Source organism: Pseudomonas sp. SORGH_AS_0199, from assembly GCF_031453735.1.
Lineage (GTDB): Bacteria > Pseudomonadota > Gammaproteobacteria > Pseudomonadales > Pseudomonadaceae > Chryseomonas > Chryseomonas aestiva.
Genome location: NZ_JAVJAE010000001.1, coordinates 1446471 through 1468549, shown reverse-complemented (window position 1 = coordinate 1468549; position 22079 = coordinate 1446471). Strand labels below are relative to the sequence as shown.

The following is a 22079-nucleotide window of genomic DNA, read 5'->3' as shown; positions in this document are numbered from 1 at the left end:
GAAGATGAAACGCCCCGCCCTAGAAACTCGCCGCCAGGTCATCAGCGCCGTGATCTGCGCATATCCCGGTGGTCGCGAGTGCGCCGCAGCCCGCCTCGGCCTGCCGCTCAAGAAGTTCGATAACCACGCCTACGAAACTGCCGGCTGCCGCCCGCTGAGTGATGCCCAGATCCTGCTGCTCGAGCAGGAGACCGGCACCACCCACCTGGTGGACTACCTGGCCTCTCAGTACGGCGGCTTTTTCGTGCGCCAGGCCGAGATCGGCGACCTGGACAACCTGGACCTCTACGCCCGCTCGGTGAAGACCGCCGTCAAGCGTGGCCTGGTGGACCAGATCATCGGCCAAGCGCTCGAGGATGGCGTCATCGATGAGAAGGAGATCGAGCAAATCCTTGGCGCGCATCGCCGGCATATGGCGGCACGTGAGGAAGAGGTCTGGGCTGTGATCACGCTGCACGCGGCCAGGTCATCTGGCCGAAAACACTAGCCGAAGGGCGAACCCTGAAAGCTTGCCAGGACAGCGGGCACGTAGTCGGCGCGGAGCGCCAGAAACCGGCTAGACCGGAGCCGCCGCAGGCGGCAGGGAAGATAGATGTCTTTGTTCAAGAAACAGAAGAAGGGGCAATTCTGGTGCTGCTTCTGTGGTGCGCCCCTGGTCTGCCGGACCAGCTGGTTTGCCCACGTGTTCCTGCGGCAACAGGTGTTCCAGTGTCACTTCGCGCCCTGCAGCGCGTCGTTTTATGCCCACACCGAGCTGACTCACCTGGCCAGCCCGAGTGGTTTGCCCAATGCGCCAGCGTGCGAGTTGCCACCAAGCAACAGCCACCTGACTGCCATGGCGCAGAAGGTATACGAGAACAACAAAGCTGTCCGTGAAGAGCAGCTCAATTTGCTCCAGGAAGAGCACGAAGAAGACCAGCAGCACGTCAGAGAGGACATCGCATCGTGACCACCACCAACCACCCCGCCGACTACCTCGACACCATGCAGGCCGCTGCCTTGGCCTACCTGCGCAACCACGAAGCCAAGCACCTCGGCCGCAGCCAGGCCCTGCAGGATGCTGCCGCCGCGCACCTGCAGCTGATGGGCGTGCCCCAGCACACCGCCGAGCGCCTGGTCACTCGCGCTAATGATCAACTCGAAGCCCTCAAGGGCCACCGCTTCCTGGACATCGACGCCAGCACCGGCGACGTCGTCGTCCTCGTCAACCCGGCCACTGGCCTGCGCTACTGCATTCCGGTCGTGGAAATCTTCGACGCCCTGATCGACGAAGACCCCGGCACGCGACAGAACGCCTTCCGCTAAGCCCCTGAATACCTGATCCATGCCCGCCTTGCGTGGGTATGGGTGAACTGCGCCTTTTTGCAGCGAGAAACATCATGCCGAACACCCTTTCCCTCCAGATCGAACTGCCGCCGGCAGTCGCTGAGACCTACGCCCGCTGGCTCCAGGGCCGCGCCGACTACATCGTCAACCAGCACTGGAACGAGCCGCGCTACGTCCGGATCGAGAACACGGACAAGCGCCGCGCCGCCATTCTCCAGCGCTTCCCCTCCATGCTCGCCGCCCATCAGACCGCCGCCCAGATCCGCGCTCAGCTCTCCGCTACGGAGGCTTCCGCATGAACATGAAACAGATCAATCCGGTCGTCGTCCTCACCTGTCCGAAGCTCTCCATCCTAGCCGAAGGCTACCCCGCTATCTGGCGGTCGCTGCTTCGCTTTGATAGCTGCAACACCAAAGACCGTGCCTTCGAAATGGGGCTGATCAAGGGGTACATGGCTGCGTTGGTGAATGCCAAACAGCTCCAGGCCGAACACGCCGATGATGCTTTTAACGAGCTCTGGACCTTGAACGAGTACGCCGATCTGGTCATTGCAGCGCAGAGGGATAACTGATGCGCCGCCAGCTCGATGTCACCCTTCACCGCAACGCCGGCCAGCCCCTGGTCGTTTCCAATGACGGCGCCCTGGGCAAGGAGGACTTCTGGACCCCCGCCGATCTGCGCGAGCTCGCCCGCGCCTTGAACATCCTAGCCACCGACGCCGAACGCCATGAGGGCAGCGACCTGCGCCTGGTGCGCGAGCTCGGTACCGGCCACGCGGCGGAGTTCTGAGCATGTACCAAATGGATCACCAACTCCGCGCCGACGTGCTGCAGCGCCTCGAGGCTGACCTCGGCCTGCGGCACATCAACGGCACGGACTACATGCGCAAGGGTACCTGCCCGGCGTGCCACAAGACCGAGCTCTTCACCAGCCATGCCAATCCCTGGGTGGTGAAATGCGGCCGCGAGGCGAAGTGTGGCCAGACCTGGCACGTCAAGGAGCTCTATAGCGACCTGTTTGAGGACTGGTCCGAGCGCTTCAAGCCGACCAACGAAGCCCCGGCCGCCAGTGCTGATGGCTACCTCCAGTTCGCCCGCGGCTTCGATCTGGGCCTGATCAAAGGCTGGTACACCCAGGAGAACTACTGGGACCGCGACCTCGGCATCGGCTCGGCCACCGTGCGGTTTGAAATGCCCGCCGGCGGCTACTGGGAACGGCTGATCGACCGCCCGAACCGATTCGGCAGCAAGAAGGCCCGCTTCAAGCCGGCCTGGAGCTACAAGGGCAAGCTCTGGGTGCCGCCGACCGTCGACCTGCTGCAGGTCCAGGAGCTGTGGATCGTCGAGGGGATCTTCGACGCCATCGCCCTGCTGCATCACGGCATCCAGGCCGTCTCCATGATGTCGAGCGCGCCCTTTCCCGAGGAAGCTCTCAAGGAGCTGGCCCGTACCCGCGGCCCCAAGCTGCCGAAACTGGTCTGGGCCCTGGATAACGAGCCGACCGCCCGGGAGAACATCCGCAAGTGGGTACGCCTGGCCAAGGACCTGGGCTATCGCAACCAGGAAGCCGCTCAAATTCCGCAACCAGGTGGCCGCAAGGTCGACTGGAACGATCTGCACCAGCGCTGGATGTTCGAGAAAGAGGACAAGCGCAAAGGCCGCATCGAGCGCGACCTGGAGATAGCCCACTACCAGGGCACCCTGCTGCTGGCCGATTCCCCCAAGGAGAAGGCGCTGCGGATCTACGGCTTCGAGGAAGCGAGCAGCGAGTTCTACTTCGACTTCGGCAACCGCATGTACTGGGCCAAGTTCGACCTCAGCAAGCTGGACGAAGAGCAGCGCGCCATCCTGGACAGCGACGAGCCCGAGGACCGGATGCTCAACGAGAACAGCGCCCGCCGCCGCGCTTTGGAGAATGTCTGCTCGCTCAAGCTGCTGGCCAACTGCAACTTCGAGACCCTCTACAAGCAGATCAGCGAATCCACCGGCGAGGCCTGGTACTACCTTCGCGTCAACCCGCCCCACGACGGCCCGGCCGAGAAGCTGGCCTTCACGCCCAAGCAGATGGCCTCGAGCGGTGAATTCAAGGCCAAGCTGTTGCACGCCGGCGCCACCTGGCTCGGCACCCAGAAGCACCTGGACCAGATCGTCATCACCCAAACCGAGGGCGTGAAGACCGTCGAGACCATCGACTTCATGGGCTACAGCAAGGACCACCAGGCCTACATCTTCAACGACATCGCCTGCCACAACGGCAACGTGGTCAAGGCCAACAGCGAGGACTATTTCGAACTGGGCAAGCGCCGGGTGAAGTCGCCGTCGCTGTTGAAGATCAAGGCGCAGCCCGATAGCACCGGCTACCGCGAAGACTGGTTGCCCAAGCTCTGGCTTTGCTTCGGTGCCAAGGGCCTGATCACCCTCACCTACTGGTTCGGCTCCCTCTTCGCCGAGCAGATCCGCGGCCAGTACGAGAGCTTTCCCTTCCTGGAAGTGACCGGCGAGCCCGACGCCGGCAAATCCACCCTGCTGGTCTTCATCTGGAAGCTGTTCGGCCGCAACTACGAAGGTTTCGACCCGACCAAGGGCTCGGCCTCTGGCCGCAGCCGCGCCATGGGCCAGGTTGCCGGCATGCCCGTCGTGCTCCTCGAGGGCGACCGCAACAGCGATGCCGCCAACACCAAGAGCTTTGACTGGGACGAGCTGAAGGACTTCTTCGGCGGCGGTCTGCTGCGGACCCGTGGCGTCAAGAACAACACCAACGAAACCTACGAGCCGCCCTTCCGCGGGACCATCGTCATCAGCCAGAACGCGCCGGTAACCGGCCACGAAGCCATCCTCTCGCGGATCGTGAAGCTGCACTTCACCAAGCCCAAGATCACCGAGGCCAGCAGCGCGGCCGCAGACGCCATCAACCTGATGGAGATCGAGGAGCTGAGCCACTTCCTGGTCAAGGCCATCAAGGCCGAGCCCCAGGTCATGGCCCTATTCGCCGAGCGCTACCCGCACCACCGCCAGCGGCTGCGCAAGATGAGCGCCCTGCGCTCGGCTCGGGTGGTGAAGAACCACGCCATGATCCTGGCCCTGGTGGACTGCCTGGCCCTGATCCTGCCGCTGAGCGAGACCCAGCTGGCTGCCTGTGATCAGCAGCTGCTGCAGATGGCCATGGAGCGCCAGAGCGCGATCAGCGCCGATCCGGCCGAGCTGGACGAATTCTGGGCCGTGTACGACTACCTGGAATCGCGCGGCGACCACGCCATGGTCAACCACGCCAAGAAGCCCGACGAACTCATCGCCATCAACCTCAACCAGTTCGCCGAGAAGGCCGCTGAGTTCAAGCAGAAGATCCCGGACCTCAACACCCTGCGCCGCATGCTGCCCGACTGCCGCCGGCACAAGCTGGTGGGCATCAACATCTCGACCTCCAGTGAAATTCGTACCCGCGAAATGCGGTGTAACCCCCTGAGCCAAAAGAAAGAACCCAACGTGAAGTGCTGGCACTTCAAGCCCTGATCCACCCACCCAAGGAGAAACGCCATGCAGCAATACCACTACCGCTCCACGGATCCTGCCGTCGTCGCCATCGTCCAGGACTGCTTCAACCAACGCCAAGCTCTGCGGCTCGCTGCTGATCGTCTGGGCGAGGCCTTCGGGGGTGAGGTCGCCCTGCTGCGATCCACGACCGACGTCATGCCCGGCGGCATAAAGCTCAAGGGTGGCCAGGAGCTGGACGTCCACTGGTGCCGACCTGATCAGTGGGGCTTCCGCCGCCTGCGCGTCAAGCCGAAGACGGCCAAGGGCACGCCCAAGGCAGAACGCGAAGCCCTCCAGGTCGAGCACCAGCGTCTGGTCCAGCTGTGGCAGGAGCATTGCCCGGCGTCGCTCGACGTGCATGCGTTCTGGGATCGCCTGGGCGTGAACACCGGCAACCTGCTGCTCAGCGGCGGCCTGTTCTTCACCCAGCACGGTTCGGCCTACTTCTGCCTGGGCTTCGCCATCGACCACGCCAGCCACCTGGCCAACGTCGCCGCGGGCAAGCCCAGCGCCGGCTGGATCGAGGGCGCTGAGGAGATCCTGCCTAGCCACTACGACGCCGCCCGCCGCGACTACAACCGGGAGGCCGCATGAACGCCAAGCAGCTGGATCTGGCAGCCCGACGCGCTCGGTTCGAGGAAGTAGCTTTTCAGCAGGGCTTCACCGGCGAGAACGACCTCGAGCACGTCGACGGCGTCTACGTTCGCCGGCCGGTCGAGGTGCTCTGGCAGTTCTGGCAGGTTGCAGCAGCAACCGAACCTACCGGCCAGCAGCTCTACGCCGAGATCAAGAAAAGCAGCCAGTACGCATACCAGCGTGATTTTGCCGGCTGGCCTTCGCCCTTTCCTGTGTCGATCAGTTCTGACGAATTCGGCGGCTATGTCGTCCAGGGCGGACCTGGCGGCCAGTACCGCCTCGAGGACGTCCAGCTGTTCGTGATCGAGGGAGAGAAGAAGATCCGGATCCGCTGACGGGACACCGGAAAAAAGAGGCCTGGGGAGCAGCAACTCGCCCAGGCCGACCACCACCACTGGAGAAACATCATGCCTAACGTAAACCAGCGCAGTAGCAATGCTCAGCCTATCACGCTCCACCCGGCCCTGGTGCAACGCTGCCAGGCCACCGCCCTCCTGGGCGAGGCGGTCATCCGCTACCAGGTCAGCCGCTCCAGCGGCGATCGCATCCACCTCCTCGCCCTGGCCAGCATGGCCAACACCCTCGGCGCCCTGACCGCCGAGGATGCCGAGGTCATCGAAACCACCCTGGCCAAGCCGGCCCAACAGCACATCGGAGCATCCGTATGACCATCAACGACAAACGCCCCAAGCCCATCTGCGAGTGCGGTGATCCTGACTGTCTGAAGGGCTCGCAGACGTTCACGTCGAGCAAAGAGCAATCCCAGCCGGAGCCAGTTGCACCTCCGCTTTACACAACCCTGCCCGCAGCTGGTGAGCCGGTGTATCAGATCAAGGGTAATTCGGGGTCGCAGCGGGGTGATGAGGAGTGCTGGGTGGAAGTTTCCCAGCAAGGCTTCGTGGACGCCGTTTCAGAAGGCAAAGAGGTTCGCTTGCTCTACGTCGCCTCAAAGGAGGAAGAGGAGGTTCGGCAGTCAACCCAGTACGTGATTGCCGCAGCGAGGAAAATAAACGATGAGGCCTTCGCCAAGGGCACTCAGAAGGTGAGACATGGGCTCTTTGTCAGCCTTGATTTCGCGCTAGCGGCTTATGACGGCGCCCGTGCCAGTAGGAAGGGGTTCATTCAATGAGCCGCCGCATCGATATTGTCATCGACCTGGAGACCCTCGGTCAGGGAAACAATGCCCCAATCCTGTCCATCGGCGCCGTTGCCGTGACTGGTGCCGGCACAGCCGCCGCGGCGATCGCCGGCGAGTTCTATAGCCGCGTCGACCTGGAATCCGCCATTGCCCGCGGCGCCGTGCCTGACAGCGAAACCATCGAGTGGTGGTGGCAGCAGACGCCCGAAGCCCGGGCCGAGATCGACGGCAGCCGCGATCGGGACGATATCCGGGCCGCGCTGGTGCTCTTCTCCAACTGGCTGCTCCAGCAGTCCGAGCCTCAGCCCGACCAGGACGGCTGTCTCGCCGATGTCGAGCGGCGGATCTGGGGCAACAGTCCTAGTTTCGACTGCGTCATCCTGGGCAACGCCTACCGCATCGGCGGCAACCTGGTGCCTTGGCATCACCGGGAAGAGCGCGACCTGCGGACGCTGCTGGACCTGTATCCGGCCGCCAAGCCGCGCCACTTCAATGGTATCCGTCACCACGCTCTGCACGATGCCCGCCATGAAGCGCATCAGCTGATCCAGGCCCTGTCCGTCCATGCCCTCCGCCTGGACTGCGCAAAGGCGGAGGCAAGCCGGGTGGCATCGCTGGAGCACCAGCAACCCACTGACCAGCAGGCCGGGTAATGACGATCGAGAACGTCCAACAGCTCCTCGAGGCCGAGGCGCGCGCCTGGATCGGTAAGGGCTACAGTTCGCCCGAGCGGATCCAAGAATTGCGGGCAACCATCACCAAGCACCGCGGCGCAGCCGCGGCTGAGAAACTGATTCAAGAGATGCGCCGTCAGTACCGGCGCCTACGTGAGGAAGAGACCAATGGCCAGCAAGCTGGATAGATTTCTGCGCGAGGAAGAGGTCGTCGCGGTGACCTCCCTCTCTCGCGCTACCATCTGGCGACTGGTGAAGGCCAGCCAGTTTCCGCCGCCGGTCAACATTACCCCTGGCCGGGTCGGCTGGCGTGAGTCGGCCATTGCCGGGTGGCAGAGCGACCCAATGAGATGGCAAGGCGGGGCTGCGTGAGCAGCCCCTTTTACTTGCTGACGTTCCGCTCCAACCACTCAGCCCACACCTGCAGACCGGCCCGCTTCTCTTCGAAGTAGTCATAGCGGTCATAGTGCTTCGACGATACGTCGTTGAAGGCGTGCCCCTGGATCCGGTCCCGCAATTCCTTGCTCAACCCGGCGCTGGCCATCAGCGTCTTACAGGTCCGCCGCAGGTCGCGCAGCGTGAATGGCCCGGCGAATGCCTTCTCATGCCGCTGATAGAGCTTTGTCACCGCCCTGGACAGTGACTGCACGTTGAGCGGCCGGCCCTGGACCCGGCCTTGAAACGGATAGGGACTCTGCTCATCGATCTCTGCCATCGTGTGCAGCACCTGCCGCATCGGCTCGTTGAACGGCACCACGTGCAGCTGCCGCTCTCCCTGGACCCTGCCCTTCGCACTGCGAATCACCAGGTGGTCGTCGTGGTACATCGACCGATCAGACGCGAGCAGCTGCTCTGGTCGCTGACCGCCGGCGGCGATGAGAAAGCGGAGCAGCTCGGCGGTGGTAAGAGACAATTTCTCCGGCAGCAGCTGCCAGAGCGTCCGGAGTTCGACCTTCGACAGCGCCCGGTCTCCAGGCTGCTCCCAGTCCTCTTGCACTGGGATGCTGGCCACCGGATTGCTCTGCAGGCCGAAGCGCACCTTCACCTGCAGATAGCTACGCGGGTTGTATTCCTGCTCAAGCCCTGCCTGGAATGCTGCGTGCAGCTGCGATCGCACTCGGTTGCAGTAGGTAGTGACGCCGTTATCGATCATGCGGCTGATGATGTCCCGAATGTCCGCAGGACCGATCAGCGAAGCCGGCCGCTTCACCAGTCCCGGGAACGGCTCGCAGACATAATGCCGAAACGACCAGGCCACATTGCCAGCCGAGGCCGCCCCCTCCCCTTCCAGCTTCGCCAGGTACGAATCCAGCAGCTCCTGGAAGGTGCCAGCGGCCGCCACCAGCTCCTTTTCGTCCCGGCAGCGATCGCGCGCATCCGTCAGCGTCAATGCCGGCCAGTTACCCAGCTTGCGCTTGGTCTTCTGCTCGCCGATTCGGCGCTGGTAATAGAACTCCTTAGAGCCGTTGGGCCGCACCCGGAGCACCAGGACACCCTCGCCCCGGGCAGTGCGGCCGTCTGAAACCGAGTACTCCTTCTCTCGCGGCTTGAGGGCGCGGATCTGCTTTTCCGTGAGCATGTTTGGGGTCCGTTTCTGGGGGCCGTTCGCCGGAATCAAGGTGGTTTCACCTGAGACGAGGTGAGACGGCCCATGGGTATGGAAACCCGCAATTCTACTGGCTTCCAGCGCCAATCTGACACTTCATGAATCAACCTGAGATTCTAGGCGGAGCAGTTTCCCAAGCTCATGACGAGGGTTCGATTCCCTTCGCCCGCTCCAGATTTCAGGCGGCCTCCAATCAGTCCTTGCGGACACGCTGATTGGGGGCCGTTGCGTTTCCGGGCTCTGCCAAGGGGTTTTGCGTGCGCGAAACCTACCCCGCTACCAGGCTCCTCACCCGCTGCGCCAGGGCCTCCACCGCGAAGGGCTTGGTGAGGATCGCCATGCCGGGCTCCAGGTGGCCGTCGCTGAGCAGCGAGGTTTCGGCGAAGCCGGTGATGAACAGCACCTTGAGTGCCGGACGCTGGACCCGGGCGGCGTCGGCCAGTTGGCGGCCATTCATGCCGCCGGGCAGGCCGACGTCGGTGACCAGCAGATCGATACGGGCATCGGAGTGCAGCACTTCCAGGCCGCCGGCGCCGTCGGCGGCCTCGATGATGACGTAGCCCAGTTCGCGCAGCAGATCGGTCACCAGCATGCGCACCGTGGGTTCGTCGTCGACCACCAGCACCGTGGCATGGGCACCTTCCAGCAGATCGGGCTGGCCCGCTGCCAGAGGCGAGCCGCATGGTCGCCCCACCGGTCGCAGGGGCAGGTAAAGGCAGACCGTAGTGCCTTCGCCTGGCATCGAGCGCAGCCGCAGCTGGCCGCCCGACTGGCGGGCGAAGCCATAGATCATCGACAGTCCAAGGCCCGTGCCCTGCCCCATCGGCTTGGTGGTGAAGAAGGGTTCGAAGGCCTTGGCGGCGACCTCCGGCGGCATGCCGCTGCCGGTATCCGTCACGCTCAGGTGCAGATAGCGCCCGGGGGCCAGTTCGAAATCGCGGCTGTCCCCTTCGCCGAGGGTGCGATGACTGGCGGCGATGAGGATACGCCCGCCGTTGGGCATGGCGTCGCGCGCGTTGATGCACAGATTGAGCAGGGCGTTTTCCAGCTGGGACTGGTCCACCAGCAGCGGCTGGTCGTCCGGCAGACTGGTGAAGTGCACCTGGATGGCCGGCCCCACGGTGCGCTGCACCAGGTCGAGCATGCCGCCCACCAGCTGGTTGACCACCGTGGCCTCCGGGGCCAGGGTCTGGCGGCGGGCGAAGGCCAGCAGCCGGTGGGTCAGGGCCGCGGCGCGCTTGGCGCTGCCCTGGGCGGCCAGCAGGTATTTTTCCAGCTCGGTGAAGCGCCCCTGGCCGATGCGCAGACTCATGAGGTCGAGGCTGCCGGAGATCCCCGCGAGCAGGTTGTTGAAATCATGGGCCAGGCCGCCGGTGAGCTGGCCGACCGCTTCCATCTTCTGCGACTGGCGCAGGGCTTCTTCCGAGCGGCGCAGTTCCTCGGTGCGCTCTTCGACGCGCTGCTCCAGGGTGGCGGTCAGGTCGCGCAACTCCGCCAGGGCGCGGTCGCGCTCGTCGGCCAGGGCACGTCGGGCATCCACGTCCAGCAGCACGCCGGGAAAGCGCAACGGGGTACCGTCCGGCGCCAGTTCGACGTGGCCATTGGCCTCCAGCCAGTAGTAGCGGCCGTCGCTGCGGCGGACCCGGTACTGGTAGGCATAGCGCCCACCGCGCGCGATGACGTCGGCGATGGCCGCGGCCAGGCCGGCCTGGTCGTCCGGGTGGACGGTGGCCACCACCTGCGCCAGGCTCAGGCCATCGCGGCCCAGCGCCGGGTCGAGGCCGAAGTTGATGGCGAAGGCCTCGTCGACGGTGAATCTGTCGGTGGGCAGGTCCCAGTACCAGGTGCCGATGATGGCACCGGCGGCGAGGGCCAGCTGCACGCGCTCGGCGGCGGCCAGCACGCTGCTCTCCGCGGCGCGCGCACTGTCGCGCTCGTCGATGCGCGCCGAGAGTTCCTGTTCGAGAGTCAGGTTGTGCCGGCGCAGGGCGGCCTCGGCCACATCGCGCTGGTGGTGGGCCTGGACGCCGGCGGTGGTCTCGGTGGTGATGTTGAGCATGCCGACGATGGCCTCGCCGTCACGCAGCGGGCTGTAGGAAAAGCTCCAGTAGGTGTCCTCGGGATAGCCGTTGCGGGTCATCACGAAGTGCTTGTCGACGAAGTGCAGTGCCTCGCCGGACAGCGTCCGCTCGATCAGCGGCGCGATCTCGTCCCACAGTTCCGCCCAGACCTTATCGATCGGCTGCCCCAATGCGGCAGGATGTCGCGCGCCGAGAAAGGGGGCGTAAGCCTGGTTGTAGATCAGCGTCTGCTCCGCGCCCCAGGTGGCGCACATGGCGAAGGGGGACGCCATCAGCAGGTCGTAGGTAGTCCGGAGGGCCACGGGCCAGCTGGCGCGCGCGCCCAGTGGCGTGGTTTCCCAGGCGAAACTTTCGAGATAGGACAAGGGACGACTCACTGGCAGAGGCACTGAGGGATCTCGTGGCCGTCCGGGTCCGCTGCAGGAGCCCGGATGGCCATGATAGGCAGGTACGAGCCTGCCTGCCAGAGTTCCAGGTGACCGACGGCGCCGCCGCCCCCATCAGTGGCAGGCCGGCCCTGCGGCATGCTGTCCCGGTGAAACGACTGGCACGTCCGCCGTGCATCTCTTACCGTGTGGCCCCCGCTGTCGCTGTCAGGTATCCGCTCGTCATGTCCGCGTCTTCCACCCCGCCCGAGGGGCTGCAACGCAGCCTGTCCAATCGCCATCTGCAACTGATCGCCATCGGCGGCGCCATAGGCACCGGCCTGTTCATGGGCTCGGGCAAGACCATCGCCCTGGCCGGCCCCTCGATCCTGCTGGTCTATCTGATCATCGGCAGCGCCCTGTTCTTTGTCATGCGCGCCCTGGGCGAACTGCTGTTGTCGGACCTGGACTACAAGTCCTTCATCGACTTCTGCACCGATCTGCTCGGCCCCTGGGCCGGCTTCTTCTGCGGCTGGACCTACTGGTTCTGCTGGATCGTCACCGCCATCGCCGATGTCATCGCCATCGCCGCCTATGCCCAGTTCTGGCTTCCAGGCCTCGCCCCCTGGATCCCGGCGCTGCTCTGCGTGCTGCTCCTGCTGGGGCTCAACCTGGTCACCGTGCGGCTGTTCGGCGAGCTGGAGTTCTGGTTCGCGCTGATCAAGATCGTCGCCATCTGCGCGCTGATCGTCACCGGCTTCGGCCTGGTGCTCTGGGGCTTCCAGTCGCCCTCGGGCAACGTCGCCAGCCTGGCCAATCTGTGGAACGACGGCGGCGTCTTTCCCATGGGGCTGGGCGGTTTCTTCGCCGGTTTCCAGATCGCCGTCTTCGCCTTCGTCGGCATCGAACTGGTGGGTACCACCGCCGCGGAAACCGCCGATCCGCGACGCAACCTGCCGCGGGCGATCAATTCCATTCCGCTGCGCATCCTGGTGTTCTATGTGCTGGCGCTGGTGGTGATCATGGCGGTGACGCCCTGGCGCCAGGTGGTGCCGGACAAGAGCCCCTTCGTCGAACTCTTCGTGCTGGCCGGCGTGCCCATGGCCGCCAGCCTGATCAATTTCGTGGTGCTGACCTCGGCCACCTCCTCGGCCAACAGCGGCATCTTCTCCACCAGCCGGATGCTCTATGGCCTGGCCCGCGAAGGTCATGCGCCACGCGGCCTCACCCGCCTTTCGCGGGCGGCGGTGCCGGCGCGCGGGCTGGTGCTGTCCTGCCTGTGCCTGCTGCTGGGTACGGTGCTGATCTACCTGATCCCCAACCTGGTCACCGCCTTCACCCTGGTCACCACCCTGGCCGCGGTGCTGTTCATGTTCGTCTGGTCGCTGATCCTGCTGGCCTGGCTGGCGTACCGCCGCAACCGTCCGGAGCGCCATGCCGCCTCGGCCTTTCGCCTGCCCGGCGGACGCTGGGTGTGCTACGGGGTGCTGGCCTTCTTCGCCGCGGTGCTGGTCCTGCTGACCCTGCAGGACGACACCCGCCAGGCGCTGCTGGCCAGTCCGCTGTGGTTCCTGCTGCTGGGCGTGGGCTACTGGTGGCGCAGGCGGCGGGCGGTACGCGCCGGCTAGACCGGCGCTGGGCGCTCAGCCCACCGTCCAGAGTTCATCGAGCCGGGTGGTGTAGCGCGGGCTGAGCAGGTCGCGGCGCATCTGCCAGGCGGGATCGCGCGGAATCCGTGCCGGTCTCAGGGTCTCGCGACCGAACCGGCCGTTGATGGCGTCCAGGGTCGCCATCAGTCGGGCAGCGGCCGGATCCGGGGCGGCGGCGAAGAGATCCGCCGCCACCTCGCCACGGCCGCAGAGATCGAGCAGCAGCACCTCGGCCTTGGCATAGCCGAAGCCGTCGCGAAAGATCTCGCGCAGGCCCGCCTGGGCCTGGTCGTTGAGCACCCGGGTGTCGTCGCTGGGCGCCAGCAGGTTGAGCAGGGCGGCATTGGCGTAGCGGCCGTCGTCGGCGCCGTGCATGCCGGTCTGGATACTGACCCTCAGGGTGCGACAGAGCGAGCCCTGGGCGCGCAGCTTTTCCGCGGCGCGGGCGGTGTAGCTGGCCACCGCCTCGGCCAGGGCGCCGAACTGGTACTGGCGGCGCCCGAACATGCGACTGCTGCAGATCGTCTGCCGTGGCGCTTCCAGTTCCTCCAGGCTCAGGCAGGCCAGTCCGCGCAATTCCCGTGCGGTCTTTTCCAGCACCACGCTGTAGCGCTGGCGCAGCGACCAGGCGTCCTGCCCGGCCAATTCCCAGGCGGTGCTGACGCCCTCCCCGCGCAGGCGCGCGGCCAGGCGCCGGCCGATCCCCCAGACGTCTTCGATGGGCGAATGCTTGAGCACCCAGTCGTGCACTGCCGGGTCGCGCAGATCCAGCACCCCGCCGGTGCGCGCCGGCCAGCGCTTGGCGGCGGCATTGGCCAGCTTGGCCAGGGTCTTGGTGCCGGCGATGCCGACGCTGACCGGGATACCCGTCCACTTCTGCACCCGCGCCTGCAGACGCTGGCCGAGGGCATCCAGGGGTTCGGGCAGGCCGGCCAGATCGGCGAACACCTCGTCGATGCTGTAGCGCTCCAGGCGCGGCACCAGGGTCGCCAGGGTGCGCATCACCCGATCGCTGAGATCGCCATAGAGGGCGTAGTTGGAACTGAAGGCCTCGACCTCGCCGCGCCGGGCCAGTTCGCGGACCTGGAACCAGGGCGCGGCCATGGCGATGCCCAGGCGCTTGGCCTCGGCCGAGCGGGCGATCACGCAGCCGTCGTTGTTCGACAGCACCACCACCGGCCGCTGCGCGAGATCGGGGCGGAAGACCCGCTCGCAACTGCAATAGAAGGCGTTGCAGTCGATCAGCGCCAGCACCGACTCAGCCATGGCCGAAGCGCCTCAGGCTGTGGGTGGCGACGCCCCAGACCTCGAAGTCATCGCGCTCGCCGATGACCAGGGGCGCATAGGCGGGATTTTCCGCCAGCAGGACGAAATGGGCGCCGCGCCGGCCGAGGCGCTTGAGGGTGGGTTCGCGATCGCGCACCGCCACCACGATGTCGCCGACCCGTGCCGGCCTGGCGCGATCGACGATCACCAGATCGCCGGCAAAGATCCCGGCGCCGGTCATGCTGTCGCCACTGACCTGGATGACATAGGTGTGGGGCGCGCGCAGGTCGACCAGTTCGTCCAGCGAGACCTGGCGCTCCAGATGATCCTGGGCCGGCGAGGGAAAGCCGCACGGCAGGCGAAAATCATAGAGCGGCAGCCGGGTCTCGGACGACTCCAGGCAACCCAGGACGGTAACGGACATGACAAGGCGCTCCTGCGGATAACTGTCTATTTATACAGTTATCCGCAGCTGCCGTGTTGTAAAGTCCGACCTAACCCTCGCCGATGAGCGGCGCCCTCAGGCGCTGAGGCGAAAGCGCGAAACGATGCCGCGCAGGTCCTGGGAGAGACCGGCGAGACGCTCGGCGGTGCCGGCATCGGCTTCGATCCCGCCCAGGACCTGCAGGGTGCTGGCGCGGATGCCGGTGGTGTTGCGGTTGATGTCCTCGGAGACCGCGGCCTGCTGTTCCGCGGCGCTGGCGATCTGCACGTTGACGTCGACGATGCGCTCCACGGCGGCGCCGATGCTGGTCAGGCTGACGCTGGCCTGCTCGGCCGCCGCGACGCCGGTCAGGGCATGGCCGCGACTGGCCTGCATCTGCCCGACGGCCTCGCCGGTGGCGGCCTGCAACTGCTCGATGATGCGGCGGATTTCCTCGGTGGAGGTCTGGGTGCGCGAGGCCAGGGTGCGGACCTCGTCGGCCACCACGGCGAAGCCACGGCCCTGCTCGCCGGCCCGGGCGGCCTCGATGGCGGCGTTGAGCGCCAGCAGGTTGGTCTGCTCGGCGATGGTACGGATTACCGCGATGACCCCGCCGATGGCCTGGCTGTGGCTTTCCAGGGCCGCGACCTTGGTGGCGCTGAGGTCCACCTCGGCGGCCAGGGCCTCGATGGCCTGTTGCGTCTGCTGCATCACCCGGGTGCCTTCCCGGGTGGCCTGATCGGCCTGCTGGGCGGCGGCCACGGCACCTTCGGTGTTGTTGGCGACGTCCGCCACGCTGGCGGTCATCTCGGTGATGGCGGTGGCCACCTGGTCGGTTTCGCCCTGTTGCGTCTGCATGGTCGAACGCGCCTGGCCAATGGAGCCAGCCAGAGATCCCGAGGCCTCAGCCACCGCGTTGGAGGCCTGATCGACCTCCCGCAGCGAACGACCGAAGGCCTCCAGCATCGCGTCCAGGCTACGGCCGATGTCGGCGATCTCGTCACGTCCGCGCAGGGCGGCGCGGCGACTCAGATCGCCCTGGGCAGCGGCGGCGGTCACCCCGACCAGTTCGGCGATCCCCTGGCGCAGCGCCTGGTAGATACCGGCGAAGGTGTAGATCAGCAGCAGCAGGGCACCCAGGATCAGGCCCACTACCAGATTACGCAGCGTGGTCGCATGGACCAGTCGCTCGGCCAGCAACTGGGAGAGCTGGCCCTGCGCCTCTTCCTGCACCTTGTAATAGCGGGCGACCACGGCATTGCCCTGGGTACCCAGGGCGCGCCCGGAGACCGTACCCTCGTTGGTCATGGCCGCCTGCATGCCCTGGCGGAAGTTGGCATAGTCATCCGCCGCCTGGGCCAGGGAGCCCTTGAGGCGCTGGGCCAGCTCCGGCGCCTGACGTGCCAGGAGTCTGAGACCCTGCTCCAGTTCGTCGGCGCTCTGCCGTTCCTGGCTCACCACGCTGCGCGCCAGATTCAGACTGGCGGGATCGAAGCGATTATTGGCGCTCAGGCCAAAGGCCAGGCCACGTAGCTGGCCGATGAGGTTGATTTCCCGCGGCAGGCGCACGGAGGTGATGTCGATGAGAAAGAGACTGGTGTAATCCGAGTCCAGCGCCAGGCCGGAGGTGGCCGAGACGTAATAGAAGAGATTCAGGGTCTGGGTCAGTTGCTCGTTCCAGGCCTCGAACACCTCCAGTGAGGTGCCCGTAGTCCCCTGCATCAGGCGCTCGGCGCCCCGTCGCAGCTGGCTCAGGCGATCCCCGGTTTCCAGCTGGGTGCCGAGTTCGCGGTCCAGCCGGCCCAGATCGTCATAAGCCTTGAGCAGGTTGTCACGGTTGCTCTGCCAGTCCTGCTGGGCGGAGGCATCGCCATCCTGGAGCCGTTTGGTCAGGGCGCGCTGCAACATGCTCAGGCGAGCGACCGGGGTCAGTTGCGTCAGATAGCGCTGACCGTCGATTTCCTGGGCCAGGCCGACGCGCTGCTCCTGGATATCCTGATAGAGATAGACGCTGAGGAATACCAGCGGCACCAAGACGATGGCCGCCAGACAGGCGAATTTGGCGGGGAATCTCAAGCGATTCATTAGACTTACGACAGGGGTCAACAGATTCATGGCGAGCTCACGGGCAGCAGAAGGGGTCACTCGGGCTGTACCGCCCAATTTGTGACCCAATAGACAAAGTATTCTGTAACAGTTCTATCGCTATCGGCCTGCCGCTTCGCTTATATGGCGCTTTGCCACCCGACGGTCGAAACGTGCCCCTCAACGGTTGCAGGATGGCTCTAGCATGCATGATGTAGTGATTCTCAATGCCCTTGTGCTGGATGGTCGCGACCGTCCGGGCCGGGTACTCGACGTGGCGATTTCCGGCGAGCGCATCCAGGCGCTGGGCGAACTGGCCGGGCAACCGGCACGGGAGGTCCGCGATGGCAGCGGCCTGGTGCTGGCCCCCGGTTTCATCGATGTGCATACCCACGACGACACCATGGTCATCCGCCGGCCACAGCAGCTGCCCAAGCTCAGCCAGGGGGTCACCACCGTGGTGGTCGGCAACTGCGGCATCAGCGCCGCCCCGGTGCGGCTGCGCGGCGAACCGCCGGATCCGCTGAATCTGCTCGGCCCGGCCGCGGTCTTCGGCTACCCCACCTTTGCCGCCTACCGCGCGGCGGTGGAGCAGGCGCGGCCCGGCGTCAACGTGGCCGCCCTGGTCGGCCACACGGCGTTGCGCAGCAATCATCTGGACGATCTCCAGCGTGCCGCCACCCCCGCCGAAATCGCCGCCATGCGCCTCGAATTGCGTGAAAGTCTGGCGGCTGGCGCCCTGGGGCTTTCCAGCGGGCTGGCCTATGCCTCCGCCGCGGCGGCGCCGACCGCGGAGGTAGTCGAATTGGCCGCGGAGCTGGACGCCGTGGGCGGACTCTATGCCACCCACCTGCGCAGCGAATTCGCCGCGGTGCACGAGGCCCTGGACGAAGCCCTGGACATCGGTCGGCAGGCACGGGCGCCGGTGGTGGTCTCCCACTTCAAGTGCGCCGGGGTGGACAACTGGGGCCGCGCGCCGGAATTGCTCGGCGCCCTGGAGCAGGCCGCCCATCGTCAGTCGGTCGGCTGCGACTGCTATCCCTATGCGGCCAGTTCCTCCACCCTGGATCTCAGGCAGGTCACCGATCGCCACCGCATCACCATCACCTGGTCCACCCCGCATCCCGACTGTGGCGGCCGCGACCTGGCCGCCATCGCCGCCGACTGGGGCCTGGATCTGCAGGAAGCCGCCCGTCGCCTGCAACCGGCGGGCGCCGTCTACTACGGCATGAGCGAGGCCGATGTGCAGCTGATCCTCGCTCATCCGCTGAGCATGATCGGTTCCGACGGCCTGCCCGAGGATCCCTTCCCCCATCCGCGGCTCTGGGGCGCCTTCCCGCGGGTGCTGGGTCATTTCAGCCGCGACCTCGGCCTCTTTCCGCTGCACACCGCCGTGCACAAGATGACCGGCCTGTCCGCCGCCCGCTTCGGCCTCAGCGGGCGCGGCCTGATCGAGCCGGGCGCCCAGGCCGACCTGGTGCTGTTCGATCCCCGGCGCATCCGCGACGTGGCCGACTTCAGCGACCCGCAACGGCCTGCCGAAGGCATCCACGCCGTCTGGGTGAATGGCCGCCTGGCCTATGTCCCGGACCAGGCCATTGGCGAACGCCATGGGCGCTTCCTGCCACGCGCCGGCGATCTGCGGCACGGCTTCCCGCGCCCGGCCTGAGCGCTACCGGGTAACGCCTCGCCCTGGTGCGCCCTCGTTACCTTCCGCCACCTCCCGGTGCCCTCTGAGGCACCGGGAGCACCCTCTGCTGCCTGTCGCTCAAGCCAAGCCCTTGATTTGCAACGCCGGGCGAATAGCTGGCACAGTCACTGCAATCTATTCCGTTGTTACGAACACAATTCCGCTATAACGGAAACGGAGAGACGCTATGACAGGCAAGACGAAGGGGTGGAAAACGCTGGCGCTGCTGGTCGGCCTGGTCGCCATGACCGGCGCCCAGGCGGCCAAGCTGGATGACGTGCTCAAGCGCGGCCATCTGGTCGTGGGTACCGGCAGCACCAACGCCCCCTGGCACTTCCAGGGCGCCGACGGCAAGTTGCAGGGCTTCGATATCGATATCTCCAAGGTCATCGCCAAGGGCCTGTTCAACGATCCGGAAAAGGTCGAATTCGTCGTGCAGGGTTCGGATGCGCGCATTCCCAACCTGCTCACCGACAAGGTCGACATCAGCTGCCAGTTCATCACCGTGACCGCCAGCCGCGCCCAGCAGGTCGCCTTCACCCTGCCCTACTACCGCGAGGGTGTGGCCCTGCTCCTGCCGGCCAACAGCCGCTACCAGCAGATCGATGACCTCAAGGCGGCCAAGAGCGACCTGACCGTGGCCGTGCTGCAGAACGTCTATGCCGAGGAACTGGTGCACCAGGCCTTGCCCGGCGCCAAGGTCGACCAGTACGACAGCGTCGACCTGCTCTACCAGGCCCTGGGCACCGGTCGCGCCGACGCCGTGGCCACCGACCAGTCCTCGGTCAAGTACCTGATGACCCAGAATCCCGGTCGCTACCGTTCGCCCGACTACGCCTGGAGTCCCCAGACCTACGCCTGTGCGGTCAAGCGCGGCGACCAGGACTGGCTGAACTTCGTCAACACCGCCCTGCACGAGGCCATGACCGGTGTGGAATTCCCCACCTACCAGGCTTCCTTCAAGAAGTGGTTCGGCGTCGAGCTGCCGTCCCCGGCGATCGGCTTCCCCGTCGAGTTCAAGTGATCCTGGCCCTGGCGCGGCCCGTCCGCGCCCTCTAGGTAGACGTCGAGCATGAACTACACCCTCAACTTCGCCCCCGTGTGGCAGAACCTGGACCACCTGTTGGCCGGGCTCGCCCTCGGCCTGCAGCTGGCGCTGGTGGGCATCGCCATCGGCTGCCTGATCGGCCTGGCCACGGCCTTCGCCCTGCTCTCGCCGGTGCGGGCGCTGCGCTGGCTGGCGGCGGGCTACGTCACCCTGGTGCGCAACACCCCGATCCTGGTGCTGATCCTCCTGCTGTACTTCGCCCTGCCCAGCATCGGCATCCGCCTGGACAAGCTCAGCTCCTTTCTCATCACCCTGGCGCTCTACGCCGGCGCCTACCTGGCCGAGGTGTTTCGCGGCGGCCTCATGGCCATTCCCAAGGGCCAACGCGAGGCGGGTCTGGCCATCGGCCTGCGCGAATGGCAGATCAAGGCCTACGTCATCATTCCGGTGATGCTGCGCAACGTGCTGCCGTCGCTGTCCAACAGCTTCATCTCGCTGTTCAAGGACACCTCCCTGGCGGCGGCCATCGCCGTGCCGGAACTGACCTACCAGGCGCGCAAGATCAACCTGGAAAGCTACCGGGTCATCGAGACCTGGCTGGTGACCAGCGCCCTCTACATCCTCACCTGCTACGTCATCGCCCTGCTGCTGCGCCAGCTGGAGCGGCGGCTGAGCCTGACCCGCTAGGAGCCCGATCGTGTACGAAGCCCCTTCCTGGTTCCTGGAATTGTGGAACGCCCGCCAGACCCTGGCCGCCGGTTTCGCCACCACCCTGGCCTGCTCCGTGCTGGCGGTACTGGGCGGCACCCTGCTCGGTACCCTCGGCGGCCTGGCGCTGACCTACGGGCGCTGGCCGCTGCGCCTGCCGTTCCGCATCTATTCCGACCTGATCCGGGGTACCCCGGTGTTCGTGCTGGTGCTGGCCTGCTACTACATGGCACCGGCCCTGGGCCTGCGGCCCACGCCCTTCCAGGCCGGCACCGCGGCGCTGCTGCTGTTCTGCGGCTCTCATGTGGCGGAGATCGTCCGCGGCGCCCTGCAGGCCATTCCGCGTGGCCAGCACGAGGCGGCCAAGGCCATCGGCCTGACCTTCGCCCAGAGTCTCAAGGAGGTGCTCCTGCCCCAGGCGCTGCGCCAGATCCTGCCGACCTGGGTCAACGCCTCCACCGAGATCGTCAAGGCCTCCACCCTGCTCTCGGTGATCGGCGTGGCCGAGTTGCTCCTGAGCAGCCAGCAGGTCATCGCCCGCACCTTCATGACCCTGCAGTTCTATCTGTTCGCCGGGCTGCTGTTCTTTCTCATCAACTTCGCCATCGAGCGGCTCGGCCGCTATCTGGAAAAACGGGTGACCCTGCCATGACCGATTCCAACGTCCCCCTGCTGAGCATCAATGACCTGCACAAGAGCTTTGGCGCCGTGGAGGTGCTCAAGGGCATCGACCTGTCCCTGGATCGCGGCGACGTGGTCACCCTGATCGGCTCCAGCGGCTCGGGCAAGACCACCCTGCTGCGCTGCGTCAACCTGCTGGAAGACTTCCAGGGCGGCAGCATCCGGCTGGCCGGCGAGGCCATCGGCTATCGCGAGGAAGGCGGTCGCCGCCAGCGCCTGCCGGAGCGCGAGATCGCCCGCCAGCGCTCGCTCACCGGCATGGCCTTCCAGCAATTCAATCTGTTTCCCCACCTCACCGCCCTGGAAAACGTCACCCTCGGCCTGCGCAAGGTCAAGAAGATGGGCAAGGACGAAGCCGTGGCCATCGGCGAGCAGTGGCTGCGCCGGGTCGGCCTGATCGAGCGCCGCGATTATCATCCCGGCCAGCTTTCCGGCGGGCAGCAGCAGCGGGTGGCCATCGCCCGCGCCATCGCCATGAATCCCAGTCTGATGCTGTTCGACGAACCCACCTCGGCGCTGGACCCGGAGCTGGTCGGCGAGGTGCTGGCGGTGATCAAGGACCTGGCCCAGGACGGCATGACCATGCTGCTGGTGACCCACGAGATGAGATTCGCCTACGAGGTGTCCGATCGCATCGTCTTCATGAGCCAGGGCCGCATCGAGGAGCAGGGTCCGCCCCGCGAGCTGTTCGAGCGGCCGCGCTCCACCCGTCTCGCCGAATTCCTCGGCCGGACCTCTTTCTGAATCCTTCCCCCGTAACAGGAGCAACCTTATGAGCATCACTCGATACGGCGCCGGCGAACGCGGCGCAGGTGGCCAACCCCTGCCCTTCGCCCGCGCGGTGGAAGCCGATGGCTGGCTGCACGTCTCCGGCCAGGTGGCCATGGAGAATGGCGAGATCATCGACGGCGGCATCGTCGCCCAGACCCACAAGACCATGCAGAATCTGATCGCCATCCTCCACGAAGCCGGCTACGGTCTGGAACACGTGGTGCGCGCCGGCGTCTGGCTGGACGATCCGCGCGACTTCTGGAGCTTCAACAAGGTGTTCGCCGAGTACTTCGCCGGCAACGCCCCGGCGCGCGCCTGCGTGCAATCCTCCATGATGGTGGACTGCAAGGTCGAGATCGACTGCATCGCCTACAAACCCAAGAGCTGAGACAACCCGGAGC

26 protein-coding genes are annotated in these 22079 nt (G+C 65.9%); 21 read left to right on the top strand and 5 right to left on the bottom strand.

What is annotated here, in order from left to right; genetic code table 11:
* The first annotated feature begins 4 nt into the window (after positions 1-4).
* The 14 genes from QE444_RS06930 (at position 5) to QE444_RS06865 (ending at position 7676) form a co-directional block, all read left to right on the top strand.
* A complete protein-coding gene (locus QE444_RS06930; protein ID WP_280307902.1) occupies positions 5-487 on the top strand; it encodes a YmfL family putative regulatory protein in 483 nt (160 codons plus the stop codon).
* A 105-nt stretch (positions 488-592) separates the two neighbouring features.
* Positions 593-949, top strand: coding sequence for a hypothetical protein (locus QE444_RS06925; protein ID WP_309737612.1), 357 nt, complete (start codon positions 593-595; stop codon positions 947-949).
* Positions 946-1305, top strand: a complete 360-nt coding sequence (locus QE444_RS06920; RefSeq protein ID WP_309737611.1) for a hypothetical protein — start codon at positions 946-948, stop codon at positions 1303-1305. Before QE444_RS06925 ends, QE444_RS06920 begins: the two co-directional genes overlap by 4 nt.
* 74 nt (positions 1306-1379) lie before the next feature.
* Positions 1380-1625 carry a hypothetical protein gene (locus tag QE444_RS06915; RefSeq protein WP_309737610.1) on the top strand — a complete coding sequence of 82 codons (246 nt, stop codon included), beginning with the start codon at positions 1380-1382 and terminating at the stop codon, positions 1623-1625.
* The gene (locus QE444_RS06910) at positions 1622-1897 is read left to right on the top strand and encodes a hypothetical protein (protein ID WP_309737609.1); all 276 of its coding nucleotides are present in this window, start codon (positions 1622-1624) and stop codon (positions 1895-1897) included. Before QE444_RS06915 ends, QE444_RS06910 begins: the two co-directional genes overlap by 4 nt.
* The gene (locus tag QE444_RS06905; RefSeq protein ID WP_309737608.1) at positions 1897-2115 is read left to right on the top strand and encodes a hypothetical protein; all 219 of its coding nucleotides are present in this window, start codon (positions 1897-1899) and stop codon (positions 2113-2115) included. Before QE444_RS06910 ends, QE444_RS06905 begins: the two co-directional genes overlap by 1 nt.
* Before the next feature lie 2 nt (positions 2116-2117).
* Positions 2118-4835: a toprim domain-containing protein gene (locus tag QE444_RS06900; RefSeq protein ID WP_309737607.1), complete on the top strand. Its 2718-nt coding sequence runs from the start codon at positions 2118-2120 to the stop codon at positions 4833-4835.
* Between the two features lie 24 nt (positions 4836-4859).
* On the top strand, positions 4860-5450 hold the full coding sequence (locus QE444_RS06895; protein ID WP_309737606.1) for a hypothetical protein: 591 nt from the start codon (positions 4860-4862) through the stop codon (positions 5448-5450).
* Positions 5447-5827: a hypothetical protein gene (locus QE444_RS06890; protein ID WP_309737605.1), complete on the top strand. Its 381-nt coding sequence runs from the start codon at positions 5447-5449 to the stop codon at positions 5825-5827. The genes QE444_RS06895 and QE444_RS06890 overlap by 4 nt, the downstream gene beginning before the upstream one ends.
* 72 nt (positions 5828-5899) lie before the next feature.
* Positions 5900-6160 (top strand): hypothetical protein, encoded by a 261-nt coding sequence (locus tag QE444_RS06885; protein ID WP_309737604.1) that lies wholly within the window; start codon positions 5900-5902, stop codon positions 6158-6160.
* Complete coding sequence (locus QE444_RS06880; protein ID WP_309737603.1) at positions 6157-6621, top strand: hypothetical protein; 465 nt, start codon at positions 6157-6159, stop codon at positions 6619-6621. The genes QE444_RS06885 and QE444_RS06880 overlap by 4 nt, the downstream gene beginning before the upstream one ends.
* Positions 6618-7283: a 3'-5' exonuclease gene (locus tag QE444_RS06875; protein WP_309737602.1), complete on the top strand. Its 666-nt coding sequence runs from the start codon at positions 6618-6620 to the stop codon at positions 7281-7283. Before QE444_RS06880 ends, QE444_RS06875 begins: the two co-directional genes overlap by 4 nt.
* Positions 7283-7492 (top strand): hypothetical protein, encoded by a 210-nt coding sequence (locus QE444_RS06870; protein WP_309737601.1) that lies wholly within the window; start codon positions 7283-7285, stop codon positions 7490-7492. Before QE444_RS06875 ends, QE444_RS06870 begins: the two co-directional genes overlap by 1 nt.
* Positions 7473-7676: an AlpA family transcriptional regulator gene (locus QE444_RS06865; protein ID WP_115946727.1), complete on the top strand. Its 204-nt coding sequence runs from the start codon at positions 7473-7475 to the stop codon at positions 7674-7676. Before QE444_RS06870 ends, QE444_RS06865 begins: the two co-directional genes overlap by 20 nt.
* A 10-nt stretch (positions 7677-7686) precedes the next feature.
* Here the strand turns inward: QE444_RS06865 and QE444_RS06860 are convergent, their stop codons facing one another.
* Together QE444_RS06860 and QE444_RS06855 are read right to left on the bottom strand one after the other, a co-directional pair.
* Positions 7687-8883: an integrase arm-type DNA-binding domain-containing protein gene (locus QE444_RS06860; protein ID WP_309737600.1), complete on the bottom strand. Its 1197-nt coding sequence runs from the start codon at positions 8881-8883 to the stop codon at positions 7687-7689.
* Between the two features lie 295 nt (positions 8884-9178).
* Complete coding sequence (locus QE444_RS06855) at positions 9179-11356, bottom strand: ATP-binding protein (protein WP_309737599.1); 2178 nt, start codon at positions 11354-11356, stop codon at positions 9179-9181.
* 245 nt (positions 11357-11601) lie between these two features.
* Between QE444_RS06855 and cycA the strand changes: the two genes are divergently transcribed.
* Positions 11602-12984, top strand: a complete 1383-nt coding sequence (cycA, locus tag QE444_RS06850) for a D-serine/D-alanine/glycine transporter (RefSeq protein WP_309737598.1) — start codon at positions 11602-11604, stop codon at positions 12982-12984.
* A 15-nt stretch (positions 12985-12999) separates the two neighbouring features.
* On the opposite strand, the gene QE444_RS06845 is transcribed toward cycA, so the two are convergent.
* From QE444_RS06845 to QE444_RS06835, 3 genes are all read right to left on the bottom strand, one after another.
* The gene (locus tag QE444_RS06845; RefSeq protein ID WP_309737597.1) at positions 13000-14271 is read right to left on the bottom strand and encodes a Y-family DNA polymerase; all 1272 of its coding nucleotides are present in this window, start codon (positions 14269-14271) and stop codon (positions 13000-13002) included.
* Positions 14264-14695 (bottom strand): LexA family transcriptional regulator, encoded by a 432-nt coding sequence (locus QE444_RS06840; RefSeq protein WP_133862066.1) that lies wholly within the window; start codon positions 14693-14695, stop codon positions 14264-14266. Before QE444_RS06840 ends, QE444_RS06845 begins: the two co-directional genes overlap by 8 nt.
* Positions 14696-14791: 96 nt before the next feature.
* Positions 14792-16810 carry a methyl-accepting chemotaxis protein gene (locus QE444_RS06835; RefSeq protein WP_309737596.1) on the bottom strand — a complete coding sequence of 673 codons (2019 nt, stop codon included), beginning with the start codon at positions 16808-16810 and terminating at the stop codon, positions 14792-14794.
* A 175-nt stretch (positions 16811-16985) separates the two neighbouring features.
* Between QE444_RS06835 and QE444_RS06830 the strand changes: the two genes are divergently transcribed.
* The 6 genes from QE444_RS06830 (at position 16986) to QE444_RS06805 (ending at position 22066) form a co-directional block, all read left to right on the top strand.
* The gene (locus QE444_RS06830; protein ID WP_309737595.1) at positions 16986-18449 is read left to right on the top strand and encodes a D-aminoacylase; all 1464 of its coding nucleotides are present in this window, start codon (positions 16986-16988) and stop codon (positions 18447-18449) included.
* Between the two features lie 265 nt (positions 18450-18714).
* Complete coding sequence (locus QE444_RS06825) at positions 18715-19494, top strand: transporter substrate-binding domain-containing protein (protein ID WP_236712125.1); 780 nt, start codon at positions 18715-18717, stop codon at positions 19492-19494.
* Between the two features lie 48 nt (positions 19495-19542).
* On the top strand, positions 19543-20205 hold the full coding sequence (locus QE444_RS06820; RefSeq protein WP_133862070.1) for an amino acid ABC transporter permease: 663 nt from the start codon (positions 19543-19545) through the stop codon (positions 20203-20205).
* A gap of 10 nt (positions 20206-20215) precedes the next feature.
* The gene (locus QE444_RS06815; protein ID WP_273863102.1) at positions 20216-20878 is read left to right on the top strand and encodes an amino acid ABC transporter permease; all 663 of its coding nucleotides are present in this window, start codon (positions 20216-20218) and stop codon (positions 20876-20878) included.
* Positions 20875-21651, top strand: a complete 777-nt coding sequence (locus QE444_RS06810; RefSeq protein WP_273863103.1) for an amino acid ABC transporter ATP-binding protein — start codon at positions 20875-20877, stop codon at positions 21649-21651. The genes QE444_RS06815 and QE444_RS06810 overlap by 4 nt, the downstream gene beginning before the upstream one ends.
* Positions 21652-21679: 28 nt before the next feature.
* A complete protein-coding gene (locus QE444_RS06805) occupies positions 21680-22066 on the top strand; it encodes a RidA family protein (protein ID WP_273863104.1) in 387 nt (128 codons plus the stop codon).
* Positions 22067-22079: the final 13 nt, after the last annotated feature.

What these genes read in the sequence shown, in the direction of transcription:
- QE444_RS06805 (WP_273863104.1), top strand. Translation starts at nt 21,680, where the DNA reads ATGAGCATCACTCGATACGGCGCCGGCGAACGCGGCGCAGGTGGCCAA.
- QE444_RS06860 (WP_309737600.1), bottom strand. Translation starts at nt 8,883, where the DNA reads ATGCTCACGGAAAAGCAGATCCGCGCCCTCAAGCCGCGAGAGAAGGAG.
- QE444_RS06845 (WP_309737597.1), bottom strand. Translation starts at nt 14,271, where the DNA reads ATGGCTGAGTCGGTGCTGGCGCTGATCGACTGCAACGCCTTCTATTGC.
- QE444_RS06910 (WP_309737609.1), top strand. Translation starts at nt 1,622, where the DNA reads ATGAACATGAAACAGATCAATCCGGTCGTCGTCCTCACCTGTCCGAAG.
- QE444_RS06895 (WP_309737606.1), top strand. Translation starts at nt 4,860, where the DNA reads ATGCAGCAATACCACTACCGCTCCACGGATCCTGCCGTCGTCGCCATC.
- QE444_RS06905 (WP_309737608.1), top strand. Translation starts at nt 1,897, where the DNA reads ATGCGCCGCCAGCTCGATGTCACCCTTCACCGCAACGCCGGCCAGCCC.
- QE444_RS06880 (WP_309737603.1), top strand. Translation starts at nt 6,157, where the DNA reads ATGACCATCAACGACAAACGCCCCAAGCCCATCTGCGAGTGCGGTGAT.
- cycA (WP_309737598.1), top strand. Translation starts at nt 11,602, where the DNA reads ATGTCCGCGTCTTCCACCCCGCCCGAGGGGCTGCAACGCAGCCTGTCC.
- QE444_RS06875 (WP_309737602.1), top strand. Translation starts at nt 6,618, where the DNA reads ATGAGCCGCCGCATCGATATTGTCATCGACCTGGAGACCCTCGGTCAG.
- QE444_RS06870 (WP_309737601.1), top strand. Translation starts at nt 7,283, where the DNA reads ATGACGATCGAGAACGTCCAACAGCTCCTCGAGGCCGAGGCGCGCGCC.
- QE444_RS06830 (WP_309737595.1), top strand. Translation starts at nt 16,986, where the DNA reads ATGCATGATGTAGTGATTCTCAATGCCCTTGTGCTGGATGGTCGCGAC.
- QE444_RS06925 (WP_309737612.1), top strand. Translation starts at nt 593, where the DNA reads ATGTCTTTGTTCAAGAAACAGAAGAAGGGGCAATTCTGGTGCTGCTTC.
- QE444_RS06885 (WP_309737604.1), top strand. Translation starts at nt 5,900, where the DNA reads ATGCCTAACGTAAACCAGCGCAGTAGCAATGCTCAGCCTATCACGCTC.
- QE444_RS06900 (WP_309737607.1), top strand. Translation starts at nt 2,118, where the DNA reads ATGTACCAAATGGATCACCAACTCCGCGCCGACGTGCTGCAGCGCCTC.
- QE444_RS06810 (WP_273863103.1), top strand. Translation starts at nt 20,875, where the DNA reads ATGACCGATTCCAACGTCCCCCTGCTGAGCATCAATGACCTGCACAAG.
- QE444_RS06840 (WP_133862066.1), bottom strand. Translation starts at nt 14,695, where the DNA reads ATGTCCGTTACCGTCCTGGGTTGCCTGGAGTCGTCCGAGACCCGGCTG.
- QE444_RS06835 (WP_309737596.1), bottom strand. Translation starts at nt 16,810, where the DNA reads ATGAATCTGTTGACCCCTGTCGTAAGTCTAATGAATCGCTTGAGATTC.
- QE444_RS06930 (WP_280307902.1), top strand. Translation starts at nt 5, where the DNA reads ATGAAACGCCCCGCCCTAGAAACTCGCCGCCAGGTCATCAGCGCCGTG.
- QE444_RS06915 (WP_309737610.1), top strand. Translation starts at nt 1,380, where the DNA reads ATGCCGAACACCCTTTCCCTCCAGATCGAACTGCCGCCGGCAGTCGCT.
- QE444_RS06890 (WP_309737605.1), top strand. Translation starts at nt 5,447, where the DNA reads ATGAACGCCAAGCAGCTGGATCTGGCAGCCCGACGCGCTCGGTTCGAG.
- QE444_RS06820 (WP_133862070.1), top strand. Translation starts at nt 19,543, where the DNA reads ATGAACTACACCCTCAACTTCGCCCCCGTGTGGCAGAACCTGGACCAC.
- QE444_RS06865 (WP_115946727.1), top strand. Translation starts at nt 7,473, where the DNA reads ATGGCCAGCAAGCTGGATAGATTTCTGCGCGAGGAAGAGGTCGTCGCG.
- QE444_RS06825 (WP_236712125.1), top strand. Translation starts at nt 18,715, where the DNA reads ATGACCGGCGCCCAGGCGGCCAAGCTGGATGACGTGCTCAAGCGCGGC.